Origin of the sequence: Planococcus donghaensis MPA1U2, assembly GCF_000189395.1 — a bacterium.
GTDB classification, from domain to species: domain Bacteria; phylum Bacillota; class Bacilli; order Bacillales_A; family Planococcaceae; genus Planococcus; species Planococcus donghaensis_B.
On the sequence record NZ_AEPB01000012.1, the window covers coordinates 1 to 18,551 of the forward strand.

Below are 18,551 nucleotides of genomic sequence, written 5' to 3' on the forward strand. Positions count from 1 at the left end.
CTATATTATTAAAGATCCTGGCGGCGTAGCTCAGCTGGCTAGAGCGTACGGTTCATACCCGTAAGGTCGGGGGTTCGATCCCCTCTGCCGCCACTTTTTTAGGACCTTTAGCTCAGTTGGTTAGAGCAGACGGCTCATAACCGTCCGGTCGCAGGTTCGAGTCCTGCAAGGTCCACCATTTGTATTTTATCACGGAGGAATACCCAAGTTTGGCTGAAGGGATCGGTCTTGAAAACCGACAGGGGAGTCAAATCCCGCGGGGGTTCGAATCCCTCTTCCTCCTCCATTTTTCTAAATGTGTGGACAATTATTTTTAAAAGAAATTGATTCAAATTAGTACCTATATTATTGTCGCGGGGTGGAGCAGTTCGGTAGCTCGTTGGGCTCATAACCCAAAGGTCGCAGGTTCAAATCCTGCCCCCGCAACCAAATGGTCCCGTGGTGTAGCGGTTAACATGCCTGCCTGTCACGCAGGAGATCGCCGGTTCGATCCCGGTCGGGACCGCCATTTTTATTCAATGTTGTGGGTCAGTAGCTCAGTCGGTAGAGCATTAGATTGAAGCTCTAAGTGTCGGCGGTTCGATTCCGTCCTGACCCACCATTTATGCGGGTGTAGTTTAGTGGTAAAACCTCAGCCTTCCAAGCTGATGATGAGGGTTCGATTCCCTTCACCCGCTCCATACTATTACATATGGGCCTATAGCTCAGCTGGTTAGAGCGCACGCCTGATAAGCGTGAGGTCGATGGTTCGAGTCCATTTAGGCCCACCATTCCGAAGTAGCTCAGTGGTAGAGCACCGCACTGTTAATGCGATGGTCGTAGGTTCGAGTCCTACCTTCGGAGCCATACTGGGGAAGTACTCAAGTGGCTGAAGAGGCGCCCCTGCTAAGGGTGTAGGTCGGGCAACCGGCGCGAGGGTTCAAATCCCTCCTTCTCCGCCAGTATTTGGCCCCTTGGTCAAGCGGTTAAGACACCGCCCTTTCACGGCGGTAACACGGGTTCGAATCCCGTAGGGGTCATCATAAAAAAGAGTCATGCATTTAATTGCATGACTCTTTTTTTCGTTTTATTGGAATTCTGGCTATGAAGAATCATGCCGCCCATAACAATAAGAATTCCTATTAATGATAATCCTGAAGGTAGTGCTATTGATAAGAAGAGAATTTCTCCAGCCAAAGCGAATAAAACTTCCATTGATTGAGTTGCTTCAACCACTCCTAACATTTGCATATTTCCTCTAACAAGATCTGTAGCTTTAAAGAATAACACTGTGGCAATTACACCAGAACTGATGGCAACAATTAAAGTTTGTAAGCTTTGTGAAGCAGATGGCCCACCAACCGTGAATAACCCCAACAACGATAATAGTAACCAAAAAGGCAGACTGGCTAAGGTCATTCCGAGAACTCTTTGATAGGCGTCTAATCTACCGTCGCATATCTCCATCATTTTTCTATTGCCAAGTGGATAAGCAAATGCAGCAAGAAGAACAGGAATAAAACCAAACCAGAGTGTAGCAGTAGAAACAATCGCAATGTGTTCTAGTTGCATGAGACTGACTCCTGCCAATATGATGAAAGAAATCATTAGACCTTTCATCGGGATTTTCCCTCTTAACTGAAATACGCCTTCTTTAGTATGTATAGTTATGAGAAATAAAGGAGCGAGAAGAGTGCCTGCAATGATAGTGATTTGCCAAGCACCTGCGATTAACCAACCAGAAGAGTAAGCAGCTGCAAAGCAGAGTGGGGTATAGAATAAGCCAAACCCAATAAAGCTCCAAACAAACCAAGCTTTTTTGTTTCTGTTCATTTCGTGTAATAATGGTTTTAAATTTCTTCTAGATAAAACGATTAATAGCAAAAAAGGAATCATAAAAAGATAACGAAGAGAAGCGCTCCAAATCCAACTTCCACCACTAGCTTCCATTGTGGCATTTAAAACAAAAGTAAATGCGAAGAAAAAAGCAGCAATGATTCCGATAATTATAGGTTTCACCCAATATCCTCCCTATCAGTATTTTGAATTATTTCTCAACTATAACGCATACTCAAAAGTTCTACAAAACTAAATTTGCATATAAAAAAAGGATTTCAGCTGAAATCCTTTTTTTCATTGTCATCATAATAAGTATTCAATTAATAAACCAACACCGAGCAATAAGGCAAAAAGTGTGTTTGTTTTTCCTGTATCTTTCATAGCCGGCATTACTTTTAGCGGTGCCGTGTGGTGTTTAAATATTTGAACCACTCTAATTGGTTTAATAACGCTTAGAAATACGAGTAACGTCCATGGTGTTAATGTTCCTAAAATAACAAGAACGAAGATCCATGTGTAAGCTGAGATAAAGAAAGCCATAAGAATGTTAACGGCTGTCGGTCTTTTAACTAAAATCGCGAGTGTTTTACGGCCACTTGCTTCATCGCCAACGATATCTCGAATGTTGTTAGCTAGCATTATAGCTGCTACTAATAAAGTACTTGGTATAGCAAGTAGCGAAGCTTCAACAGTTACCATTTCAGTTTGAATATAAAAAGCGATAATAACGATTAAATAGCCCATAACTACCCCTGAGAAAAGTTCACCGAATGGCGTATAAGCGATTGGGTATGGACCGCCTGTATAAAAGTAGCCGATTGCCATAGAAACTGCGCCTACAACTAAAAGCCACCAGCTAGTTTGTGAACAAATATAGATGCCGATAACTGCAGCGATACCGTAGAACACTAATGCTAAAGCTAAAACGGTTTTGGGTTTTACGCCATTACGAACAATAGCGCCGCCAATACCAACGGAGTTCTCATTATCTAGACCTCTTGCAAAATCGTAATATTCATTGAACATATTGGTTGCTGCTTGGATTAGTAAACTAGCAATCAGCATTGCTAGGAATAAAATCCAGTCGATCGGGGAATAATGTAAAGCAATCATCGTTCCGAGAAATACGGGAGCGAAGGAAGCGGTCAGTGTGTGTGGGCGTGTCAATTGCCACCATACGCGCCATCCGCTGTCTGCTTGTAGGGAATGTGTCATCTTAATCTCTCCTTTAATTCTTTCCACTCTTCATTGTACTTTAAAATAGTCCAGAATACAGCAAATGATGTGCTGATTTTAACAGAAAAGAGTATGATAGAGGGTAGAGATTAAAAAGTGAAACAGTAAGTGGAATAAACTAGACTATTGTCTTAAAACGGAGGTAATCAGGTGAATTCAGAATCGTCTTCATCGACCCAGCAATTTGCGGCAGACCAGTTTGAAGGCTATCGATTTTATACTGAAACAATCGAAGTTACACATATGTCTGCATTGGCATTTTTTGAAGCTGGCGGGAACGACCACGCAGGAAAACGCATGTATTGGAAAAATCGTGAAAAGACCTTTACACTTGTTGGAATTGGACACGCGCATGTTCTTTCTTCTGATGAGACAGCTGGAAGGTTTGAAAATATAAAAAACGACTGGAAAAATTTATGTCGCCAAATCGTGAATGAAGAACGTTCGGTTCATCCGGTTTTATTCGGAGGATTTTCGTTTGACCCATTCAACACGAAGCCGAGTGAGTGGAGAAGGTTCCCACAGGCTTATTTTGTAGTGCCAACTTTTCAGTTGATTTTAAAAGGGGATCAAGCTTTTGTTAGTATTCACTTGATCACGAAAAAACAAGACAGTTTTAATGAATTTGATGCGTTACGGAAAGAACGAGATAAATTACTTCATGCCGCACAAGTGTCTGAAGTGGATAAGTACGATAAACCGAATGTGATTGAACGGACCGAACTAAGAAAAGAAGAGTACTTAGAATCGATTCAACGCGTGACGGATATTATTAAAGCGAAAGAAGTCGAGAAAGTTGTGATTGCGCGCACAGTGAAACTGGGGTTTGAAAAGAAACTATCACCGACTTCTGCATTGTACCAAGTAGCAAATGAGCAACCGGAAAGTTTCTTATTCGGTTTAGAGGCAGAAGAGCAATTTTTCTTTGGGGCAACGCCAGAACGACTTGTGAAAGTAGAAAATGAAAAAGCGTTATCTACATGTTTAGCAGGTTCAACGCCTCGTGGGAAAACCATAGAAAAAGATACAGAACTTGGCGAAACTTTATTGCTAGATCCTAAAAATCGTGCAGAACATCAATATGTTGTGAGTATGATTAGCGATGTGTTTAAAGCAACATGTAGTCAAACCATTGTACCGAAAACCCCAAAACTGATGAAAATTAGAGATATTCAGCATTTGTATACACCAGTCGAAGGGTTGTTAAATGCAGGATCTACATTATTTGACTTGGTAGAACTTCTTCATCCAACACCAGCACTTGGCGGAGAGCCGAAATTAGAGGCATTGGCGATGATTCGCAAATACGAAGCGATGAATCGTGGGTATTATGCAGCTCCGATTGGTTGGATTGATACACAAGGAGACGGCGAATTTGCGGTTGCTATTCGTTCGGCTTTATTAGATGAAGAAAAAGCTTATTTATATGCAGGTGGCGGAATTGTAGCAGATTCGACTCCTGAATCAGAGTATGACGAGACATGGGTTAAATTTAGACCGATGCTCCGGGCATTGGGAGGTCAATTAAGTGACGAATCGTAAAGCATTAACTGAATATGTATCGGCCTTTACTCATTCACTTGTTGGGCAAGGGGTTAGCGATGTCGTCATTAGTCCGGGATCTCGCTCAACCCCTCTTGCATATGCTTGTATGAAGCAAGAAGGCTTAACAACTTATCGCCAAATAGATGAACGTTCTGCGGCTTATTTTGCGTTAGGCTTAGCTAAAGCTTCTGGGAAACCAGTTATGCTTCTTTGTACGTCAGGAACGGCGGCAGCTAATTATTTTCCGGCTGTTGTTGAAGCGTTTTATGCGCGTGTGCCTTTACTGGTCGTTACAGCGGACCGTCCACATGAACTACGCGAAGTCGGCGCGCCACAAGCCATCAATCAAGTAAATATATTTGGATCACACGTTAAATGGGCAACCGATTTACCGATGCCGGAAACGGAAAATCAATTGGCGTTTTTAACACGTCATTTGCATCGATCTGTCCAAAATGCAACGAGTGAACCGCGAGGACCAGTACATATAAATGTGCCATTCCGTGAGCCACTGCGTATTGACTTTGAACAAGATTATGTAAGCAATCATGAAATTGCTCATATGGGCGGAGAGCGGTCGTTAAATGCGGAAAGTCGCATGTTTTTACAGCAACTCTTAAAAAAGGAAAATGGCCTGTTGATTGTTGGAGAACAAACGCAAAAAATGCCTAATGAATTTTGGACGTTTATTGAGAAATTGGATTGGCCGGTATTGGCCGATCCGTTATCTAACGTACGCGGAAATGTGCCGCAGTCGGCAAAATCGTTAATTATTGATTCTTATGATGCGTTGCTTAAAAGCGAGAGATTTAAAGATGCGGTTAAGCCAGATGTGGTGATTCGTGTCGGGCCACAACCGGTTTCAAAACCACTGAGTTTGTTTTTAGGGGCAGTAAAACCAGAAACCTATGTGGTGTTTGATGAAAGTTCGATGTTGCGTGACCCGCAATCTGTCGCAACGCATCACATTCAAGCAGCTGAAAAAAACTTATGGCAATTACCGGTGGAAAAGAAATCCCCAAATGCGTATCGTGAAAAATGGACGCAAGCTTCTCATTTATACTGGCAAGTTGTCGAGCAACATTGTCAGGATGAACTAGATGAAGGAGTATTAGCGAAAGTGCTTTTTGACCGATTGGATCAATGTGATTTGATTGTGAGCAGTAGTATGCCAATTCGAGATGTAGATACGTATTTCCAAACAACTGAGCGGGATATTATGCTTTATGCAAATCGCGGAGCAAATGGCATTGACGGGGTAGTGTCAACGGCATTTGGCGTGCAAGCAGCAAAACAGCGTCCAGCTTATTTGTATATCGGAGATTTATCGTTTTTGCATGATATGAACGGATTAATCGCGTCAAAAATGCAGGAAACGGATTTGACGATTGTGATTATGAATAATGATGGTGGTGGCATTTTCTCTTATTTGCCACAGTCTCAAGAAGAACACTATTTTGAAGAGTTATTTGGTACACCGACTGGGCTAACATTTAGCGATGCTGCGAACATGTACGATGCGCAATATGTGTCTGCAGAAACAGTTGAGCAATTTGCCGCTGCTTTAGATGAGCCGAAAACGAAATCAGTGAAAATAATTGAAGTATTTACCAATCGTGAAAACAATGTTACAACGCACCGTAAATTATGGAGCCGTTTTGACGAGGAGCTGGCGAAACAATGAAGCTTGAAGTCGGCAGCGTTATTTATCATGTTGAAGTAAGAAATCCAGAAAAGTCAGAAACTTTGGTTTTTCTGCACGGCTTTACAGGAAGCACGAAAACGTGGCATACGGTTAGTGAAAAGTGGACGGATGCCAAAATTGTTATGATTGATTTAATCGGTCATGGAGCGTCCTCTAGTCCAGAAGAGCTTGAAGCTTATTCGCTTGAACGTCAGCTAGAAGATTTAAATGCTTTGTTCGATCAATTAGCATTGGACAACTTTATACTTGTTGGTTATTCGATGGGTGGCCGTACGGCGCTTGCTTATGCATGTCACTATCCGGAGCGGTTGACAGGATTAATTCTTGAAAGTGCATCGCCTGGACTTGATAGTGAACAAGCAAGGAAAGATCGCCGAACAAATGATGCGCGTCTTGCAGAGCAAATTATGACAGGGGGACTCGTCAATTTTGTGGATGCTTGGGAAAATATTGCGTTGTTTGCAAGTCAAAAAGAGTTGCCTGAACGGGTGCAGCAATCAGTACGTGAAGAACGGTTGGCACAAAACCCATTAGGCCTTGCGAATAGTTTGCACGGCATGGGAACAGGTGCGCAAAGGTCTTATTGGCAAGAGCTAAAAGGTTTGCATATACCCGTTTTGTTAGTAACGGGACGGTTGGATGTAAAGTTTGAGGCGATTGCACAAAAGATGCTTGAACAGCTGCCAAATGCTGTTCATAAAACTATTGATGCGGGTCATGCAATTCATGTGGAAAAACCTGCTGAGTTTGCTACAATAGTAAGAGAGTATTTAAGTTTGAACTATCAAGGAGGAAAATCATGACACGCGAGTGGATTACAGAACGTACATATGAAGACATTAAGTATGAAATTTTTAACGGCATTGCAAAAATTACGATTAACCGTCCGGAAGTGCGTAACGCATTCCGTCCGAAAACTGTTCACGAATTAATCGATGCATTTTCACGCGCACGCGATAATTCAGATGTAGGCGTTATTGTTTTAACTGGTGAAGGCGAAAAAGCTTTCTGTTCAGGTGGCGACCAATCCGTACGCGGACACGGTGGTTATGTTGGGGAAGATGAAATTCCACGTTTGAACGTTTTAGATCTACAACGTTTAATCCGTGTGATTCCAAAACCAGTTGTCGCAATGGTTGCAGGCTATGCAATTGGTGGCGGACACGTCTTGCACGTTGTTTGTGACTTGACGATTGCTGCAGATAACGCACGCTTTGGTCAAACAGGTCCACGCGTTGGTTCGTTTGATGCTGGATACGGTTCTGGTTATTTGGCACGTATTATTGGCCATAAGAAAGCACGTGAAATTTGGTACTTATGCCGTCAATATGATGCACAAGAAGCATTGGACATGGGCTTAGTTAATACAGTTGTACCTCTTGAGCAGTTAGAAGACGAGACGGTTCAATGGTGTCAGGAAATGCTTGAAATGAGCCCAACTGCACTTCGTTTTGTTAAAGCGGCGATGAATGCTGATACAGACGGTCTTGCTGGATTGCAGCAAATGGCTGGAGACGCAACATTATTGTATTACACAACTGACGAAGCAAAAGAAGGACGCGATGCGTTTAAAGAAAAACGCAAACCGGACTTTGGTCAATTCCCACGTTTCCCATGATTATTGAATAATTGAAAGCTGTCCTCTCTGGGGACAGCTTTTTTTGAAGAAAGGATTTTTTACATGACCTATCCGAATTGGTTGAGTCAGCGAAGTTATTTGAGCGGCGAGCGTATGGCCTTGTCGTTTGAGCAACAACAATGGACTTTTTGTGAAATAAATACGATTGCACTTGATTATGCAGGGAAACTTAGCGCACTTGGCGTAAATGAAAATTCGCGTGTCGCAGTATTGGCAAAATCCACTCCTGAATTTGTTTTTGTTTTGTATGGCTGTCTTCACTTAGGTTGTGAAATAGTCATGCTAAATGAACGCTTATCAAGTAACGAGTTAGCCTACCAAATAAATGATGCAGAAGTGGCGTTTATACTTGTCGCTGATGTGCTAAAAGAAAAAGTGGACGATTCACGCGTGGTTTTATTCGGTGAAATTGAAAATGCCAAACCCGTTCAATTTGAACCGCAGCAGCAATGGGCAAAAAATCGTACCATTTCGATTATGTATACATCTGGTACGACGGGTCATCCAAAAGGTGTTCGCCAAACAGCAGAAAATCATTTTTCAAGTGCTGTGTCGTCGGCGCTTAATATTGGTATAGCACCAGAAGATGTTTGGTTATGTGCCGTGCCCTTGTTTCACATTAGCGGATTTTCGATATTGATGAGGTCATTAATTTATGGCATGGGGGTTCGGTTATACGAGAAGTTTGATGCAGACCAAAGTGCTGAAGAAATTTGCAATGGCAGCGTGACGCATATGTCAGTTGTTGGAGTGACGTTAGAGCGTATCTTAACGAGTGTTGAACAAGCTTCCATCCGAGCATCGGATCGTTTTAAAGCCGTGCTTGCTGGAGGTGGACCGATTCCCATTGCTTACATGAAACGTGCTAAAAACTGTGGAATTCCGGTGTTGCAAACATACGGTATGACGGAAACATCGTCGCAAACAACAACGTTACAAGTGGCGGACGCAGAGCGAAAAATCGGATCTGCGGGTAAGCCGTTATTTTTATATGAAGTTAAAACAGAAAAACCTGGGGAAGTAGGAGAAATCCTGATTCGCGGTCCTCAAGTGACGCCTGGCTATATCGGGAAATTTGCCGAGCGAGAGGTTCAGCAAGATGGCTGGCTTCATACAGGAGACATAGGCTATTTAGATGACGAAGGCTTTTTGTTTGTTGTGGATCGCCGTTCGGATTTAATCGTCTCTGGCGGGGAAAATGTTTATCCTGCTGAAATCGAAAAAGTGTTATCCGCTCATCCGGCTGTGCAAGAAGTTGGCGTTTGTGGTGCACCGAGTGATCAGTGGGGAGAAGTTCCTGTGGCATTTGCGGTATTACAAAAAGAGGTGACAGCAGAAGAGCTATTGGCGTATTGTCGCGAACAGCTGGCATCTTACAAAGTGCCAAAACAATTGAAAGTTGTCGAGTCGTTGCCGCGTAATGCTTCCAATAAGCTGTTGAGAAGAGAGCTGAGAGCATGGGTATAGCGATTAAAGAGATTGGCCTAAAGACAATACGAAGACCGCTCAAAACCCCATTTAAATCAGTTTTACAGCAAGTAGATGAGCGGGAAGTGATTGTTGTGAGTGTGCGAGATGAGTCAGGACACATTGGGTACGGAGAATGCGTAGCGTTTGAAACTCCTTGGTACACAGAAGAAACCATTACCAGCTGTCGTTTTGTACTCGAGCATGTGTTACTGCCGCTACTCAAGAGTCAAAATCTTCAACACCCAAAAGAAGTGTGGGAGCTGTTCAATGCTGTGAAAGGCAACCGTATGGCAAAGGCCGCCATGGAAATGGCTGTGTGGGACTTGTTTGCAAAACAACAGCAGCAACCGCTTTGGCAATTGGTCGGAGGCACTTCAAAAGCAATTCCTGCTGGCATCGTCGTAGCTGCAGATCCGGCACAAATCGAAAAACGAGTAGCGCAAGCGAACAATGAAGGGTACAAGCGAATCAAAATCAAAATCCATCCGGATACAGATCCGTCTATGTTGAAGTCAGTTGTTAATAGCTATCCCGAGTTGTTATTTTTCGCGGATGCCAATGGCAGTTTCAATAAAGATAATTTTGAGCGATTAACAGAATTTGATGATGTGGGATTTGCACTTATTGAGCAGCCGTTTGGAGAGCGTGAGTGGTTGTTACATGCGCGATCAAAAGCACAACTCAACACCAAAATTTGCTTAGACGAAAGCATTGCTAGTATAGAAGATGTTCAACAAATGATCGATAGTAAAGCAGGCGATATTGTCGTATTGAAAATGAGTCGCCTTGGTGGCTGGACGGAAACTTTGAAAGTCGTGAAATTGTGCCGTGAGCACTCGATAAGTATGTGGGTTGGCGGCATGATTGAATTTGGTGTCTCGAAAGCCCATAATTTAGCACTAGCATCGTTGCCAAGTATCGACTATCCAGGTGATTTTTCTGCCTCCACCCATTTCTGGGAAAAGGATATTATTCAGCCAGCAATCATTGTCGACAGTGGAGAAATTCAGTTGAGCGATCAAATAGGAATAGGGTATACGGTAAATCTTGCCGAATAAAATATTTCTTTAAGTTAACGAAAAGTTCTTGAACGACTGCTGTGTTTTTGGGTGTATAATACAGAAAAGTAAATCAGAGTCGATTCGTTGGCGGATCATAAGGTGGGGAACATATGAAAAATTCAGAAGAGGCGATCATCAAACATTTTGCGATTGGTTTACCTGAGAAAATGACGTATGGAAACGGCGAGGAAATGGAAACGGCCATTCGTAAAAAAACTGTACAAGAATCGTTTTTAACGAAAGACGGTTTTAGTGGAGATGGAGTGGCTGATGTAAAATATCACGGGGGACCAGATCGCGCTGTGTGCTTGTATCCTTATGAACATTATGCTTTTTGGAACGATCAGTTTGAAACGACATTGCCTCCAGCTGCTTTCGGGGAAAACCTAACTGTGACGAATATGCTAGAGCGGGATGTTTGCATCGGTGATATTTTTCAAATAGGCGATGCCATCGTTCAAATCACGCAAGGACGAGTTCCTTGCAACACAATCGACCGACGTCTTGAGATGAAGCCTTTGTTAAAAGCAATGGTGAAAACAGGCTATACAGGTTATCTTTGTCGTGTGTTAGAAGAAGGAACCGTTCGAGCTGATTCGATCATTCGAAAGGTCTCAAAAAGTCCGACACAAGTGTCAGTTCTTTATGCCAATGAAATCAATTTCCACAAACCAAGAGATGTTGACGGGATTATGAAAGTGCTTGGAGCGGAAGAATTAGCAGCTGAATGGCGTCAATTTTTGACAAAGCGATTGACGAAATTGACGTCAGGAAAGTAGTATAAACTATAAGGTGAAGGAACAGATTATCAAAATACAAAACAGCGGTGGAATGAGTGCTAAACACTCATTCCACCGCTGTTTTGTATTCTATTTCAAAATTGTTTCCAACACTTGAAGGTTTTTCTCCATTAAAGTAAAGTAAGTTTCTTCGTTATCGATGTTTTCTTGTGTTAAAACACCGAGGTTGTGCATTTCGATGGCTTCTGCACCGACTTCTTTTTGGATAACTTTGGTTAAGTTAGAGGATACGTTTTGTTCGAAAACAATATATTGTAAATCGTATTCTTTTGCTAAATCTACAATTTCCGTCAATTCTTTTTGTGAAGGTTCGTTTTGACTGTTTAAACCAGCAATGGCGATTTGTTTAAAGCCGTATGGTTCTGAAAGATAACCAAACGCCGCATGTGATACAAAAAATGTGTCTTTGCTGACACGTTCTGCTAAAGAGTCGAATGAACGATCTAGATTTTCTAGTTCAATAATCAGTTCTGTGTAATTACTTTCGTACACTTCCGCATTTTCTGGATCTGCTTTAACTAAAGAATCTTTAATCGATTCTACTAGTTTTTGACTCAATACAGGTGACATCCAAACGTGCGGATCTGTTGAACCGTGATCATGATCATCGTGACTTTCAGCTTCCTCCGCATGCTCATCTTCAACTACATCTTCTTCATGAGTTTCTTCTTGATGACCCAGTGCGGCTTCTAAATCTTCATCTGTAATTTGATCCGCAGTCGCTACGAATTCAACATTTTCGTTTTCCAATGTCTTTTTCGCATTGTCGATAAATCCTTCCAGACCCAAGCCAATCGAGAACATCAAATCTGCATCTGCCAGTTTGATCATGTCTTGCTGTGTTGGTTCAAACGTGTGTTCATTAGAACCAGCTGGATAAATCGATTGAACTTCGACAAAATCGCCACCGATGCGTTCAGTAAAATAAGTAAGTGGATAAACCGTTGTGTACACTTGCAGCTTAGAGTCATCATTGTCGATACTCTGTGCTTCTTCGCTTGTTTTTCCGCAAGCTGCTAATAGTAAAAATAAGGAAAGCAATAATAAGATTTTTTTCATGTCTACCTCCAAAATGTAACGATTACGTTTTATTGACTAGTAGAATATTACATGATGCTCTTTGAAAACACAAGAAAAACCACCAATTATTTTTTTGGTGGCCATTCTTCTGGAACAAAATCGATGCCGCCTTTATGGAAAGGGTGGCAGCTTAAAATTCGTTTTGTTGCTAAATATCCGCCTTTTAATGCACCGTGTTTTTCTACTGCTTCAATTCCATAATGAGAACAAGTTGGATAAAATCGGCAACTTGGCGGTGATAAAGGTGAGATAAATCGCTGATAAAAACGGAATATTTTTAGTAAGGCTGTTTTCAAAATGGTTCAGCTCTTTTCGTCAAATTACTTTATATGTTTATTGTAGGGGCAGGAGAGGTATAAATAAAGTATAAGAACTTATCAAAAAAATATGGAGAGTGATTGGGAATGTCAAACGAATTAAACCATGAATTAAACGTGCAGGTGGCAACATGGTCTGTTGCTTACACAAAATTACATAATTTTCATTGGTACGTAAAAGGACCTTCGTTCTTTACCTTGCATGTAAAATTTGAAGAATTGTATAACGAAGCAACGTTACACATGGATGAAATTGCGGAACGTCTACTTGCGCTTGGTGGAAAGCCAGTGGCAACGATGAAAGAGCAGCTAGAGCTTTCTGTAGTAGAAGAAGCAAGTAGCAAAGAAACAGCAGAAGAAATGGTCGATGCCATCGTAAGTGATTATGATAAAATTATGAAATCCTTGAAAAAAGGCATGCATTTAGCAGCTGACGACGGTGATGACATGACAGAAGACATGTTAAATGCCGTTCATCAAAATCTTGAAAAACATTCTTGGATGTTATCAGCATTTTTGGGCGAAAAGAAGTAAGATAAGATTATACAAACGTACACTGAGTTTTAGTGTACGTTTTTCTTATGGCAACGGGGTGAAGAAATGCAGTATCAAGATCTGAACGGCTATTCGTGCGAATTATCATTTGAAAAAAATCGATTTTCGATTGAAAGCAAACATGTGTTAGTGATCTGTTGTTATAAAGGAGACTGGGTTCTGACGCGACACAATAAACGGGGTCTAGAGTTTCCAGGCGGTAAAGTAGAGTCAGGCGAAAGTTTACAAGAGGCTGCGAAGAGGGAAGTTTATGAAGAAACGGGAGCTCGCGTTAAAGGGTTGGAATGGTTTGCAGAATATGTTGTTTTTACTGAACAGCCTTTTTGTAAAACGGTTTTTATCGGAAAGGTCGACCAAATAGACACCATTCCACTTCTCGAGACAACAGGCATCATCTTGCTGAAAGACTTAAAACTCACGGATGAATTTAGTTTTTTAATGAAAGATAACGGAATGGCAACCATAATCGAGAAGGTGAAACAACTTGGACAATGGAACGATTGAAACAAAAAAACGATATCCTTCTCCAAATCCTCATGTTCAATTGACAGAAATCGTGTATTGGTCAGAAGGATTGCGAGTAAAAGGAATGCTAGCTGAACCGAAAAAAAGAGGGAACTATAGTGGAATCTTGTATTTAAGAGGAGGCATTCAGTCAATCGGGATGGTACGTCCTGCACGAATTGCTCAGTTTGCCGCGCAAGGTTTTATTGTGTTTGCTCCTTATTATCGAGGCAATCGAGGCGGTGAAGGGCGCGATGAATTTGCAGGGGAAGACCGTTGGGATGCCGTGCATGCGGTGGATGTGTTGAAACAATTCAGCAATGGAAATGTTCATTTATTGGCGTTTTCACGTGGCGGCATTATGGCATTATGGACAGCAATTTTACGTCAAGATATTACATCGGTCGTCACGTGGGCAGGTGTTACGGATACAGTATTAACGTATAAAGAACGCCCTGATATGCGCCGTATGATGAAGCGACTTTACGGGGGAACCCCAAATACCGCTTTGACTCATTTTGAAGAACGCAATCCGTTATTGCGTATTGAAGAAACTGCTGCGCCCGTTTTAATCATTCATGGCTTACAAGATGACAACGTCTCACCTGGACAAGCGTATTTGTTAGAAGAAGCGTTAAAATTAAACGATCAACCATATGAAACGTGGTACTTTCCTGAGTACACGCATTTCTTTCCACCCGCAGCAAATCGACAAACTGTAAAAGCAGTGTGTCACTGGATGAGAGAAAAAGAAAAGTAAAAAAAGCCCGTTCGGATTTTATTCCGAACGGGCTTTTGTGAAATTATTTTTGAGTTGGTCCGCCTTGCACGCTGATTTCAGGTGCGACAGTGCCGAACTTTTTAAAGTTTTCTTGGAATTCTTGTGCTAATTCATTCGCTTTTTTGTCATATGCTTCTTTATCATCCCATGCATGGCGTGGGTTTAATACTTCTGTGGGAACTCCAGGTATTTCTGTTGGAATTTCAAAACCGAAGATCGCTTCTTTTTCAGTTGGTACATTGTTTAATTCGCCTTTGATGGCAGCACGAACCATTGTACGCGTGTAAGAAAGTTTCATACGACTACCAACTCCGTAAACGCCACCAGTCCAACCCGTGTTCACAAGGAAAACTTGAGCACCGTGCTCGTCGATTTTCTTGCCTAGCATTTCAGCGTATACTGTTGCGTGTAACGGCAAGAAAGGTGAACCAAAGCAAGTTGAGAACGTTGCTTCAGGTGAAGTAATTCCGCGTTCTGTGCCTGCTAGTTTAGACGTGTATCCACTTAAGAAGTGGTACATAGCTTGTTCTTTTGTTAATTTACTGATTGGAGGCAATACGCCAAATGCGTCAGCAGTCAAGAAGACAATCGTTTTAGGATGTCCTGCAACTGAAGGGTCTACAATATTGTCGATAGCTTGCATTGGGTATGCAGCACGCGTGTTTTCAGTTAATGAACCATCGTCATAGTTTGGAATGCGTGTTTCAGGATCAACTACAACGTTTTCAAGAACTGAACCAAAACGAATTGCATCGTAAATTTGTGGTTCGTTTTCACGAGACAAATTGATTGTTTTAGCGTAGCAGCCGCCTTCAATGTTAAAGACACCGTTATCTGACCAACCGTGCTCATCGTCACCGATTAGCTTACGATTGCCATCAGCTGATAAAGTCGTTTTACCCGTACCAGATAAACCGAAGAACAATGTGACATCGCCTTCTGGCCCAACATTTGCTGAACAGTGCATAGGTAAAATGCCTTTTTCAGGAAGTAAGTAGTTCATAATAGAGAAAATCGATTTTTTCATTTCGCCAGCGTATTCAGTTCCGCCGATCAAAATGATTCTTTGCTCCATTGATACGATGATGAAAGTTTCAGAAGCTGTACCGTCAACTTCAGGGTCTGCCTGGAAAGTTGGAGCATACACAACAGTGAATTCAGCTTCATGTGTTTGTAATTCTTCAGCCGATGGACGGATGAACAATTGGTGAGCAAATAGATTGTGCCATGCGTATTCATTGATTGTTTGGATAGGTACACGTGATTCGTGGTCAGCACCAGCAAATCCTTTGAAAACGTAAAGCGCATCTTTGTCTTTTAAGTGCTTAATCACTTTAGCGTAGAGCTTTTCAAACACTTCGCTTGAGATTGGACGGTTCACATTGCCCCAGTCGACTTTGTTTTTAGAGCTTTCTTCTTCCACCATGTATTTGTCTTTCGGTGAGCGGCCAGTATATTTTCCTGTTTCCGCTTTTACAGCGCCTTCCCGAGTTAATACCGCTTCCTTGCGGGATGTTGCTGCTTCCACTAGTTGTGGCACTGATAATTGAACATGCACATTTTGGCCAGTTAAAAGTTCCTTCAAGTCGTTTGCAAAGTTCACTGAAGTCATATATATGTACCTTCCTTTTCTGTTATTCCCATAGCAATGGGGAGGATGTATATTCGTTCATTAGTATAACACATTAGGTTTATTAGTCTACACTAATCCACTGCAGAAATTAAAAAAATTGGATGACATTAACACTATATATAGTAAGAATAGTTGAGCATTTCGAATTTATGGTGGTTTTCAAACGTTAAACACAAAGTCTGTCAATTTAATTTACATAAAATGTTGACATCGCAGTGCTACTTCCGTATGATGAAAAATTGAACGGATACTCTTATTCCGAGCTGGTGGAGGGGGCAGGCCCTATGAAACCCGGCAACCTGCTACATGTGTAGTGATGGTGCCCAACCTGACACAAGGCGAACAGGCCTTGGATGATAAGAGTGAAAGGTGCTTATGATGATTTTTCCTTTCCTCATGCAGAATGAGTGAAGGGATTTTTTTATGAAATGCCCTTAATCCTCGTGTGCAAAGGCCACAAACGGCTTGAAGTTCAATCCAGATTTTCTGGAACGGACTTGACATGGGAAACGAGTACCGTATCAATTTCGAGAGCAATCTCGCAGGATATAAGGAGGAACATTTTTTGAAAAACCGTAGATTATTTACATCAGAATCAGTAACAGAAGGACATCCGGATAAGATCTGTGACCAAATCTCAGACGCTATTTTAGATGCAATTTTAACTGAAGATCCAAATGCACGCGTGGCGTGTGAAACAACTGTCACAACAGGACTTGTACTAGTTGCGGGAGAAATCACGACATCTACTTATGTGGATATTCCAAAAGTTGTTAGACAAACAGTAAAAGAAATCGGGTACACACGTGCTAAATATGGTTTTGACTCAGAAACAAGTGCTGTTCTTACAGCAATTGATGAGCAATCAGCAGATATCGCTGCAGGAGTTAACGTAGCGCTTGAATCACGTGAGGGCCAAATGACAGATAAAGAATTAGATGATATCGGAGCAGGCGACCAAGGGTTGATGTTCGGATATGCAAACAACGAAACAGAAGAATTAATGCCATTGCCGATTTCATTGGCACATAAATTGGCACGTCGTTTAGCGGAAGTTCGCAAAGAAGAAATTCTTCCATACTTGCGTCCAGATGGCAAAACACAAGTAACAGTTGAATACGATGAAAACAACAAACCGCTTCGTGTAGATACAATTGTTATCTCAACTCAACATCACCCAGAAGTAACATTAGAGCAAATTCAACGCAACATTAAAGAGTACGTAATTAACGAAGTTGTACCAGCTAAATGGATTGACGAAGAGACAAAATACTTTATCAACCCAACTGGTCGTTTTGTTATCGGCGGACCTCAAGGAGATGCAGGTTTAACTGGACGTAAAATCATCGTTGATACTTACGGTGGTTATGCTCGTCATGGTGGCGGCGCATTCTCAGGAAAAGACGCAACAAAAGTTGACCGTTCAGCGGCTTATGCGGCACGTTATGTAGCGAAAAACATCGTAGCAGCTGGTCTTGCAGATAAATGTGAAGTTCAATTAGCTTATGCAATTGGTGTAGCCCATCCTGTATCTATCGCATTTGATACGTTTGGAACTGGCATCGTTGATGAAGACACATTAGATGATTTGGTACGCGCAAACTTTGACTTGCGTCCTGCTGGCATCATTAAAATGTTGGATCTACGCCGCCCAATTTACAAGCAAACTGCAGCTTACGGACATTTTGGCCGTACGGATGTTGATTTGCCGTGGGAACGTACAGATAAAGCAGCAATCTTAAAAGAACAAGCTGGCGTTTAAGTTAACAATACGAAAAGGACGACTAGGCAGTGATGCCCGGTCGTCCTTTTTTGTTTGTTACTCTTTTTGAAGTGATTTATAATAAGCAGCTTTTTCTGCATATTCACGGACAATGCGTTTCATGTCTTCTTTGTCGTCTTCGCGAAGTTCACGGACAACTGTTGCAGGACGCCCAAACGCTAACATACCAGGAGGAATCACTTTTCCTGGCGGCACGAGACTACCCGCACCAACAAATGCGCCTTCTCCAATTTCAGCTCCGTCAAGAATAAGAGAACCCATGCCAACTAACGCACCTTTACGAACCGTGCAGCTATGAAGCGTTACTTGATGCCCTATTGTTACTTCATCTTCAAGAAGCAAAGTTTTGCCTGGGCTTTGATGAAGCATGCACAAGTCTTGGATGTTAACTTTATTGCCGATGATGGTGGGAGAAACGTCACCGCGAATGACCGTATTAAACCAAACGGATGAGTCAGCACCAATCGTCACATCGCCAGTGATTGTCGTATAGTCTGCAATAAAAGCGGATGTGTCGATTTGTGGAAATTTGTCTTTAAATGGATAAATCATGGCAAAGCTCCTTTAAACAAGATAAGATATTCTATAATCGTATCAAAACAAAACGAAACGTCAAATGACAAT

The 18,551-nt window shown here is 41.9% G+C and carries 17 protein-coding genes, 11 tRNA genes and 1 riboswitch; of the genes, 22 read left to right on the plus strand and 6 right to left on the minus strand.

Translation table 11 applies throughout. The features are described from left to right. Nucleotides 1-19: 19 nt before the first annotated feature. The 11 genes from GPDM_RS03295 to GPDM_RS03345 all read left to right on the plus strand — a co-directional run bounded on the left by GPDM_RS03295 (nt 20) and on the right by GPDM_RS03345 (nt 1,019). A tRNA-Met gene (locus tag GPDM_RS03295) sits at nt 20-93 on the plus strand. Between the two features lie 8 nt (nt 94-101). Then, nucleotides 102-178: transfer RNA gene (locus GPDM_RS03300), tRNA-Ile, on the plus strand. A gap of 15 nt (nt 179-193) precedes the next feature. Continuing rightward, nucleotides 194-286, plus strand: a tRNA-Ser gene (locus tag GPDM_RS03305). Nucleotides 287-352: 66 nt separating this feature from the next. Continuing rightward, a tRNA-Met gene (locus GPDM_RS03310) sits at nt 353-429 on the plus strand. A 3-nt stretch (nt 430-432) separates the two neighbouring features. Beyond that, nucleotides 433-508, plus strand: a tRNA-Asp gene (locus GPDM_RS03315). Nucleotides 509-525: 17 nt separating this feature from the next. Continuing rightward, a tRNA-Phe gene (locus GPDM_RS03320) sits at nt 526-601 on the plus strand. A gap of 5 nt (nt 602-606) precedes the next feature. Further along, nucleotides 607-680: transfer RNA gene (locus GPDM_RS03325), tRNA-Gly, on the plus strand. Nucleotides 681-693: 13 nt separating this feature from the next. After that, a tRNA-Ile gene (locus GPDM_RS03330) sits at nt 694-770 on the plus strand. 1 nt (nt 771) lies between these two features. Next, a tRNA-Asn gene (locus GPDM_RS03335) sits at nt 772-846 on the plus strand. A 4-nt stretch (nt 847-850) separates the two neighbouring features. Further along, nucleotides 851-941, plus strand: a tRNA-Ser gene (locus GPDM_RS03340). 6 nt (nt 942-947) lie between these two features. Further along, nucleotides 948-1,019, plus strand: a tRNA-Glu gene (locus GPDM_RS03345). Between the two features lie 13 nt (nt 1,020-1,032). On the opposite strand, the gene GPDM_RS03350 is transcribed toward GPDM_RS03345, so the two are convergent. Next, entirely contained in the window at nt 1,033-1,998 is a 966-nt protein-coding gene (locus tag GPDM_RS03350) for a DMT family transporter (protein ID WP_008428948.1), read from the minus strand. A gap of 123 nt (nt 1,999-2,121) precedes the next feature. Beyond that, nucleotides 2,122-3,033, minus strand: a complete 912-nt coding sequence (locus tag GPDM_RS03355; protein WP_008428949.1) for a 1,4-dihydroxy-2-naphthoate polyprenyltransferase — start codon at nt 3,031-3,033, stop codon at nt 2,122-2,124. Between the two features lie 171 nt (nt 3,034-3,204). Between GPDM_RS03355 and GPDM_RS03360 the strand changes: the two genes are divergently transcribed. The 7 genes from GPDM_RS03360 to GPDM_RS03390 all read left to right on the plus strand — a co-directional run bounded on the left by GPDM_RS03360 (nt 3,205) and on the right by GPDM_RS03390 (nt 11,253). Next, nucleotides 3,205-4,596 carry an isochorismate synthase gene (locus tag GPDM_RS03360; RefSeq protein ID WP_008428950.1) on the plus strand — a complete coding sequence of 464 codons (1,392 nt, stop codon included), beginning with the start codon at nt 3,205-3,207 and terminating at the stop codon, nt 4,594-4,596. Continuing rightward, nucleotides 4,583-6,283, plus strand: coding sequence for a 2-succinyl-5-enolpyruvyl-6-hydroxy-3-cyclohexene-1-carboxylic-acid synthase (menD, locus tag GPDM_RS03365; RefSeq protein WP_008428951.1), 1,701 nt, complete (start codon nt 4,583-4,585; stop codon nt 6,281-6,283). The genes GPDM_RS03360 and menD overlap by 14 nt, the downstream gene beginning before the upstream one ends. After that, nucleotides 6,280-7,107 (plus strand): 2-succinyl-6-hydroxy-2,4-cyclohexadiene-1-carboxylate synthase, encoded by an 828-nt coding sequence (menH, locus tag GPDM_RS03370; RefSeq protein ID WP_008428952.1) that lies wholly within the window; start codon nt 6,280-6,282, stop codon nt 7,105-7,107. Before menD ends, menH begins: the two co-directional genes overlap by 4 nt. Continuing rightward, entirely contained in the window at nt 7,104-7,922 is an 819-nt protein-coding gene (gene menB, locus GPDM_RS03375) for a 1,4-dihydroxy-2-naphthoyl-CoA synthase (RefSeq protein ID WP_008428953.1), read from the plus strand. The genes menH and menB overlap by 4 nt, the downstream gene beginning before the upstream one ends. A gap of 63 nt (nt 7,923-7,985) precedes the next feature. Continuing rightward, nucleotides 7,986-9,410 (plus strand): o-succinylbenzoate--CoA ligase, encoded by a 1,425-nt coding sequence (locus tag GPDM_RS03380; protein ID WP_008428954.1) that lies wholly within the window; start codon nt 7,986-7,988, stop codon nt 9,408-9,410. Beyond that, on the plus strand, nt 9,401-10,471 hold the full coding sequence (gene menC / locus GPDM_RS03385; RefSeq protein WP_008428955.1) for an o-succinylbenzoate synthase: 1,071 nt from the start codon (nt 9,401-9,403) through the stop codon (nt 10,469-10,471). The genes GPDM_RS03380 and menC overlap by 10 nt, the downstream gene beginning before the upstream one ends. A 113-nt stretch (nt 10,472-10,584) precedes the next feature. Then, on the plus strand, nt 10,585-11,253 hold the full coding sequence (locus GPDM_RS03390) for an MOSC domain-containing protein (RefSeq protein ID WP_008428956.1): 669 nt from the start codon (nt 10,585-10,587) through the stop codon (nt 11,251-11,253). Between the two features lie 90 nt (nt 11,254-11,343). On the opposite strand, the gene GPDM_RS03395 is transcribed toward GPDM_RS03390, so the two are convergent. Beyond that, a complete protein-coding gene (locus GPDM_RS03395) occupies nt 11,344-12,333 on the minus strand; it encodes a metal ABC transporter solute-binding protein, Zn/Mn family (protein ID WP_008428957.1) in 990 nt (329 codons plus the stop codon). An 86-nt stretch (nt 12,334-12,419) separates the two neighbouring features. Further along, nucleotides 12,420-12,650, minus strand: a complete 231-nt coding sequence (gene yidD, locus GPDM_RS03400; RefSeq protein ID WP_008428959.1) for a membrane protein insertion efficiency factor YidD — start codon at nt 12,648-12,650, stop codon at nt 12,420-12,422. A 108-nt stretch (nt 12,651-12,758) separates the two neighbouring features. Between yidD and GPDM_RS03405 the strand changes: the two genes are divergently transcribed. The 3 genes from GPDM_RS03405 (at nt 12,759) to GPDM_RS03415 (ending at nt 14,490) form a co-directional block, all read left to right on the plus strand. After that, nucleotides 12,759-13,205 (plus strand): Dps family protein, encoded by a 447-nt coding sequence (locus tag GPDM_RS03405; RefSeq protein WP_008428961.1) that lies wholly within the window; start codon nt 12,759-12,761, stop codon nt 13,203-13,205. A 66-nt stretch (nt 13,206-13,271) separates the two neighbouring features. Then, a complete protein-coding gene (ytkD, locus tag GPDM_RS03410; RefSeq protein ID WP_008428964.1) occupies nt 13,272-13,730 on the plus strand; it encodes an RNA deprotection pyrophosphohydrolase in 459 nt (152 codons plus the stop codon). Beyond that, complete coding sequence (locus GPDM_RS03415) at nt 13,711-14,490, plus strand: alpha/beta hydrolase family protein (RefSeq protein ID WP_008428965.1); 780 nt, start codon at nt 13,711-13,713, stop codon at nt 14,488-14,490. The genes ytkD and GPDM_RS03415 overlap by 20 nt, the downstream gene beginning before the upstream one ends. A 43-nt stretch (nt 14,491-14,533) precedes the next feature. Here the strand turns inward: GPDM_RS03415 and pckA are convergent, their stop codons facing one another. After that, the gene (pckA, locus tag GPDM_RS03420) at nt 14,534-16,123 is read right to left on the minus strand and encodes a phosphoenolpyruvate carboxykinase (ATP) (RefSeq protein ID WP_008428967.1); all 1,590 of its coding nucleotides are present in this window, start codon (nt 16,121-16,123) and stop codon (nt 14,534-14,536) included. A gap of 271 nt (nt 16,124-16,394) precedes the next feature. Continuing rightward, nucleotides 16,395-16,507: riboswitch (SAM riboswitch) on the plus strand. 202 nt (nt 16,508-16,709) lie between these two features. Here pckA and metK point away from each other — a divergent pair. Continuing rightward, the gene (gene metK / locus GPDM_RS03425; RefSeq protein WP_008428968.1) at nt 16,710-17,906 is read left to right on the plus strand and encodes a methionine adenosyltransferase; all 1,197 of its coding nucleotides are present in this window, start codon (nt 16,710-16,712) and stop codon (nt 17,904-17,906) included. Nucleotides 17,907-17,963: 57 nt separating this feature from the next. Here the strand turns inward: metK and GPDM_RS03430 are convergent, their stop codons facing one another. Next, nucleotides 17,964-18,479 (minus strand): gamma carbonic anhydrase, encoded by a 516-nt coding sequence (locus tag GPDM_RS03430; RefSeq protein WP_008428971.1) that lies wholly within the window; start codon nt 18,477-18,479, stop codon nt 17,964-17,966. Nucleotides 18,480-18,551: the final 72 nt, after the last annotated feature.

Bases quoted from the DNA above. Each gene is read 5' to 3' on its own strand.
- menC (WP_008428955.1), top strand. From the start codon at position 9,401: ATGGGTATAGCGATTAAAGAGATTGGCCTAAAGACAATACGAAGACCG.
- GPDM_RS03430 (WP_008428971.1), bottom strand. From the start codon at position 18,479: ATGATTTATCCATTTAAAGACAAATTTCCACAAATCGACACATCCGCT.
- GPDM_RS03355 (WP_008428949.1), bottom strand. From the start codon at position 3,033: ATGACACATTCCCTACAAGCAGACAGCGGATGGCGCGTATGGTGGCAA.
- pckA (WP_008428967.1), bottom strand. From the start codon at position 16,123: ATGACTTCAGTGAACTTTGCAAACGACTTGAAGGAACTTTTAACTGGC.
- menH (WP_008428952.1), top strand. From the start codon at position 6,280: ATGAAGCTTGAAGTCGGCAGCGTTATTTATCATGTTGAAGTAAGAAAT.
- GPDM_RS03380 (WP_008428954.1), top strand. From the start codon at position 7,986: ATGACCTATCCGAATTGGTTGAGTCAGCGAAGTTATTTGAGCGGCGAG.
- GPDM_RS03405 (WP_008428961.1), top strand. From the start codon at position 12,759: ATGTCAAACGAATTAAACCATGAATTAAACGTGCAGGTGGCAACATGG.
- ytkD (WP_008428964.1), top strand. From the start codon at position 13,272: ATGCAGTATCAAGATCTGAACGGCTATTCGTGCGAATTATCATTTGAA.
- GPDM_RS03390 (WP_008428956.1), top strand. From the start codon at position 10,585: ATGAAAAATTCAGAAGAGGCGATCATCAAACATTTTGCGATTGGTTTA.
- menB (WP_008428953.1), top strand. From the start codon at position 7,104: ATGACACGCGAGTGGATTACAGAACGTACATATGAAGACATTAAGTAT.
- GPDM_RS03395 (WP_008428957.1), bottom strand. From the start codon at position 12,333: ATGAAAAAAATCTTATTATTGCTTTCCTTATTTTTACTATTAGCAGCT.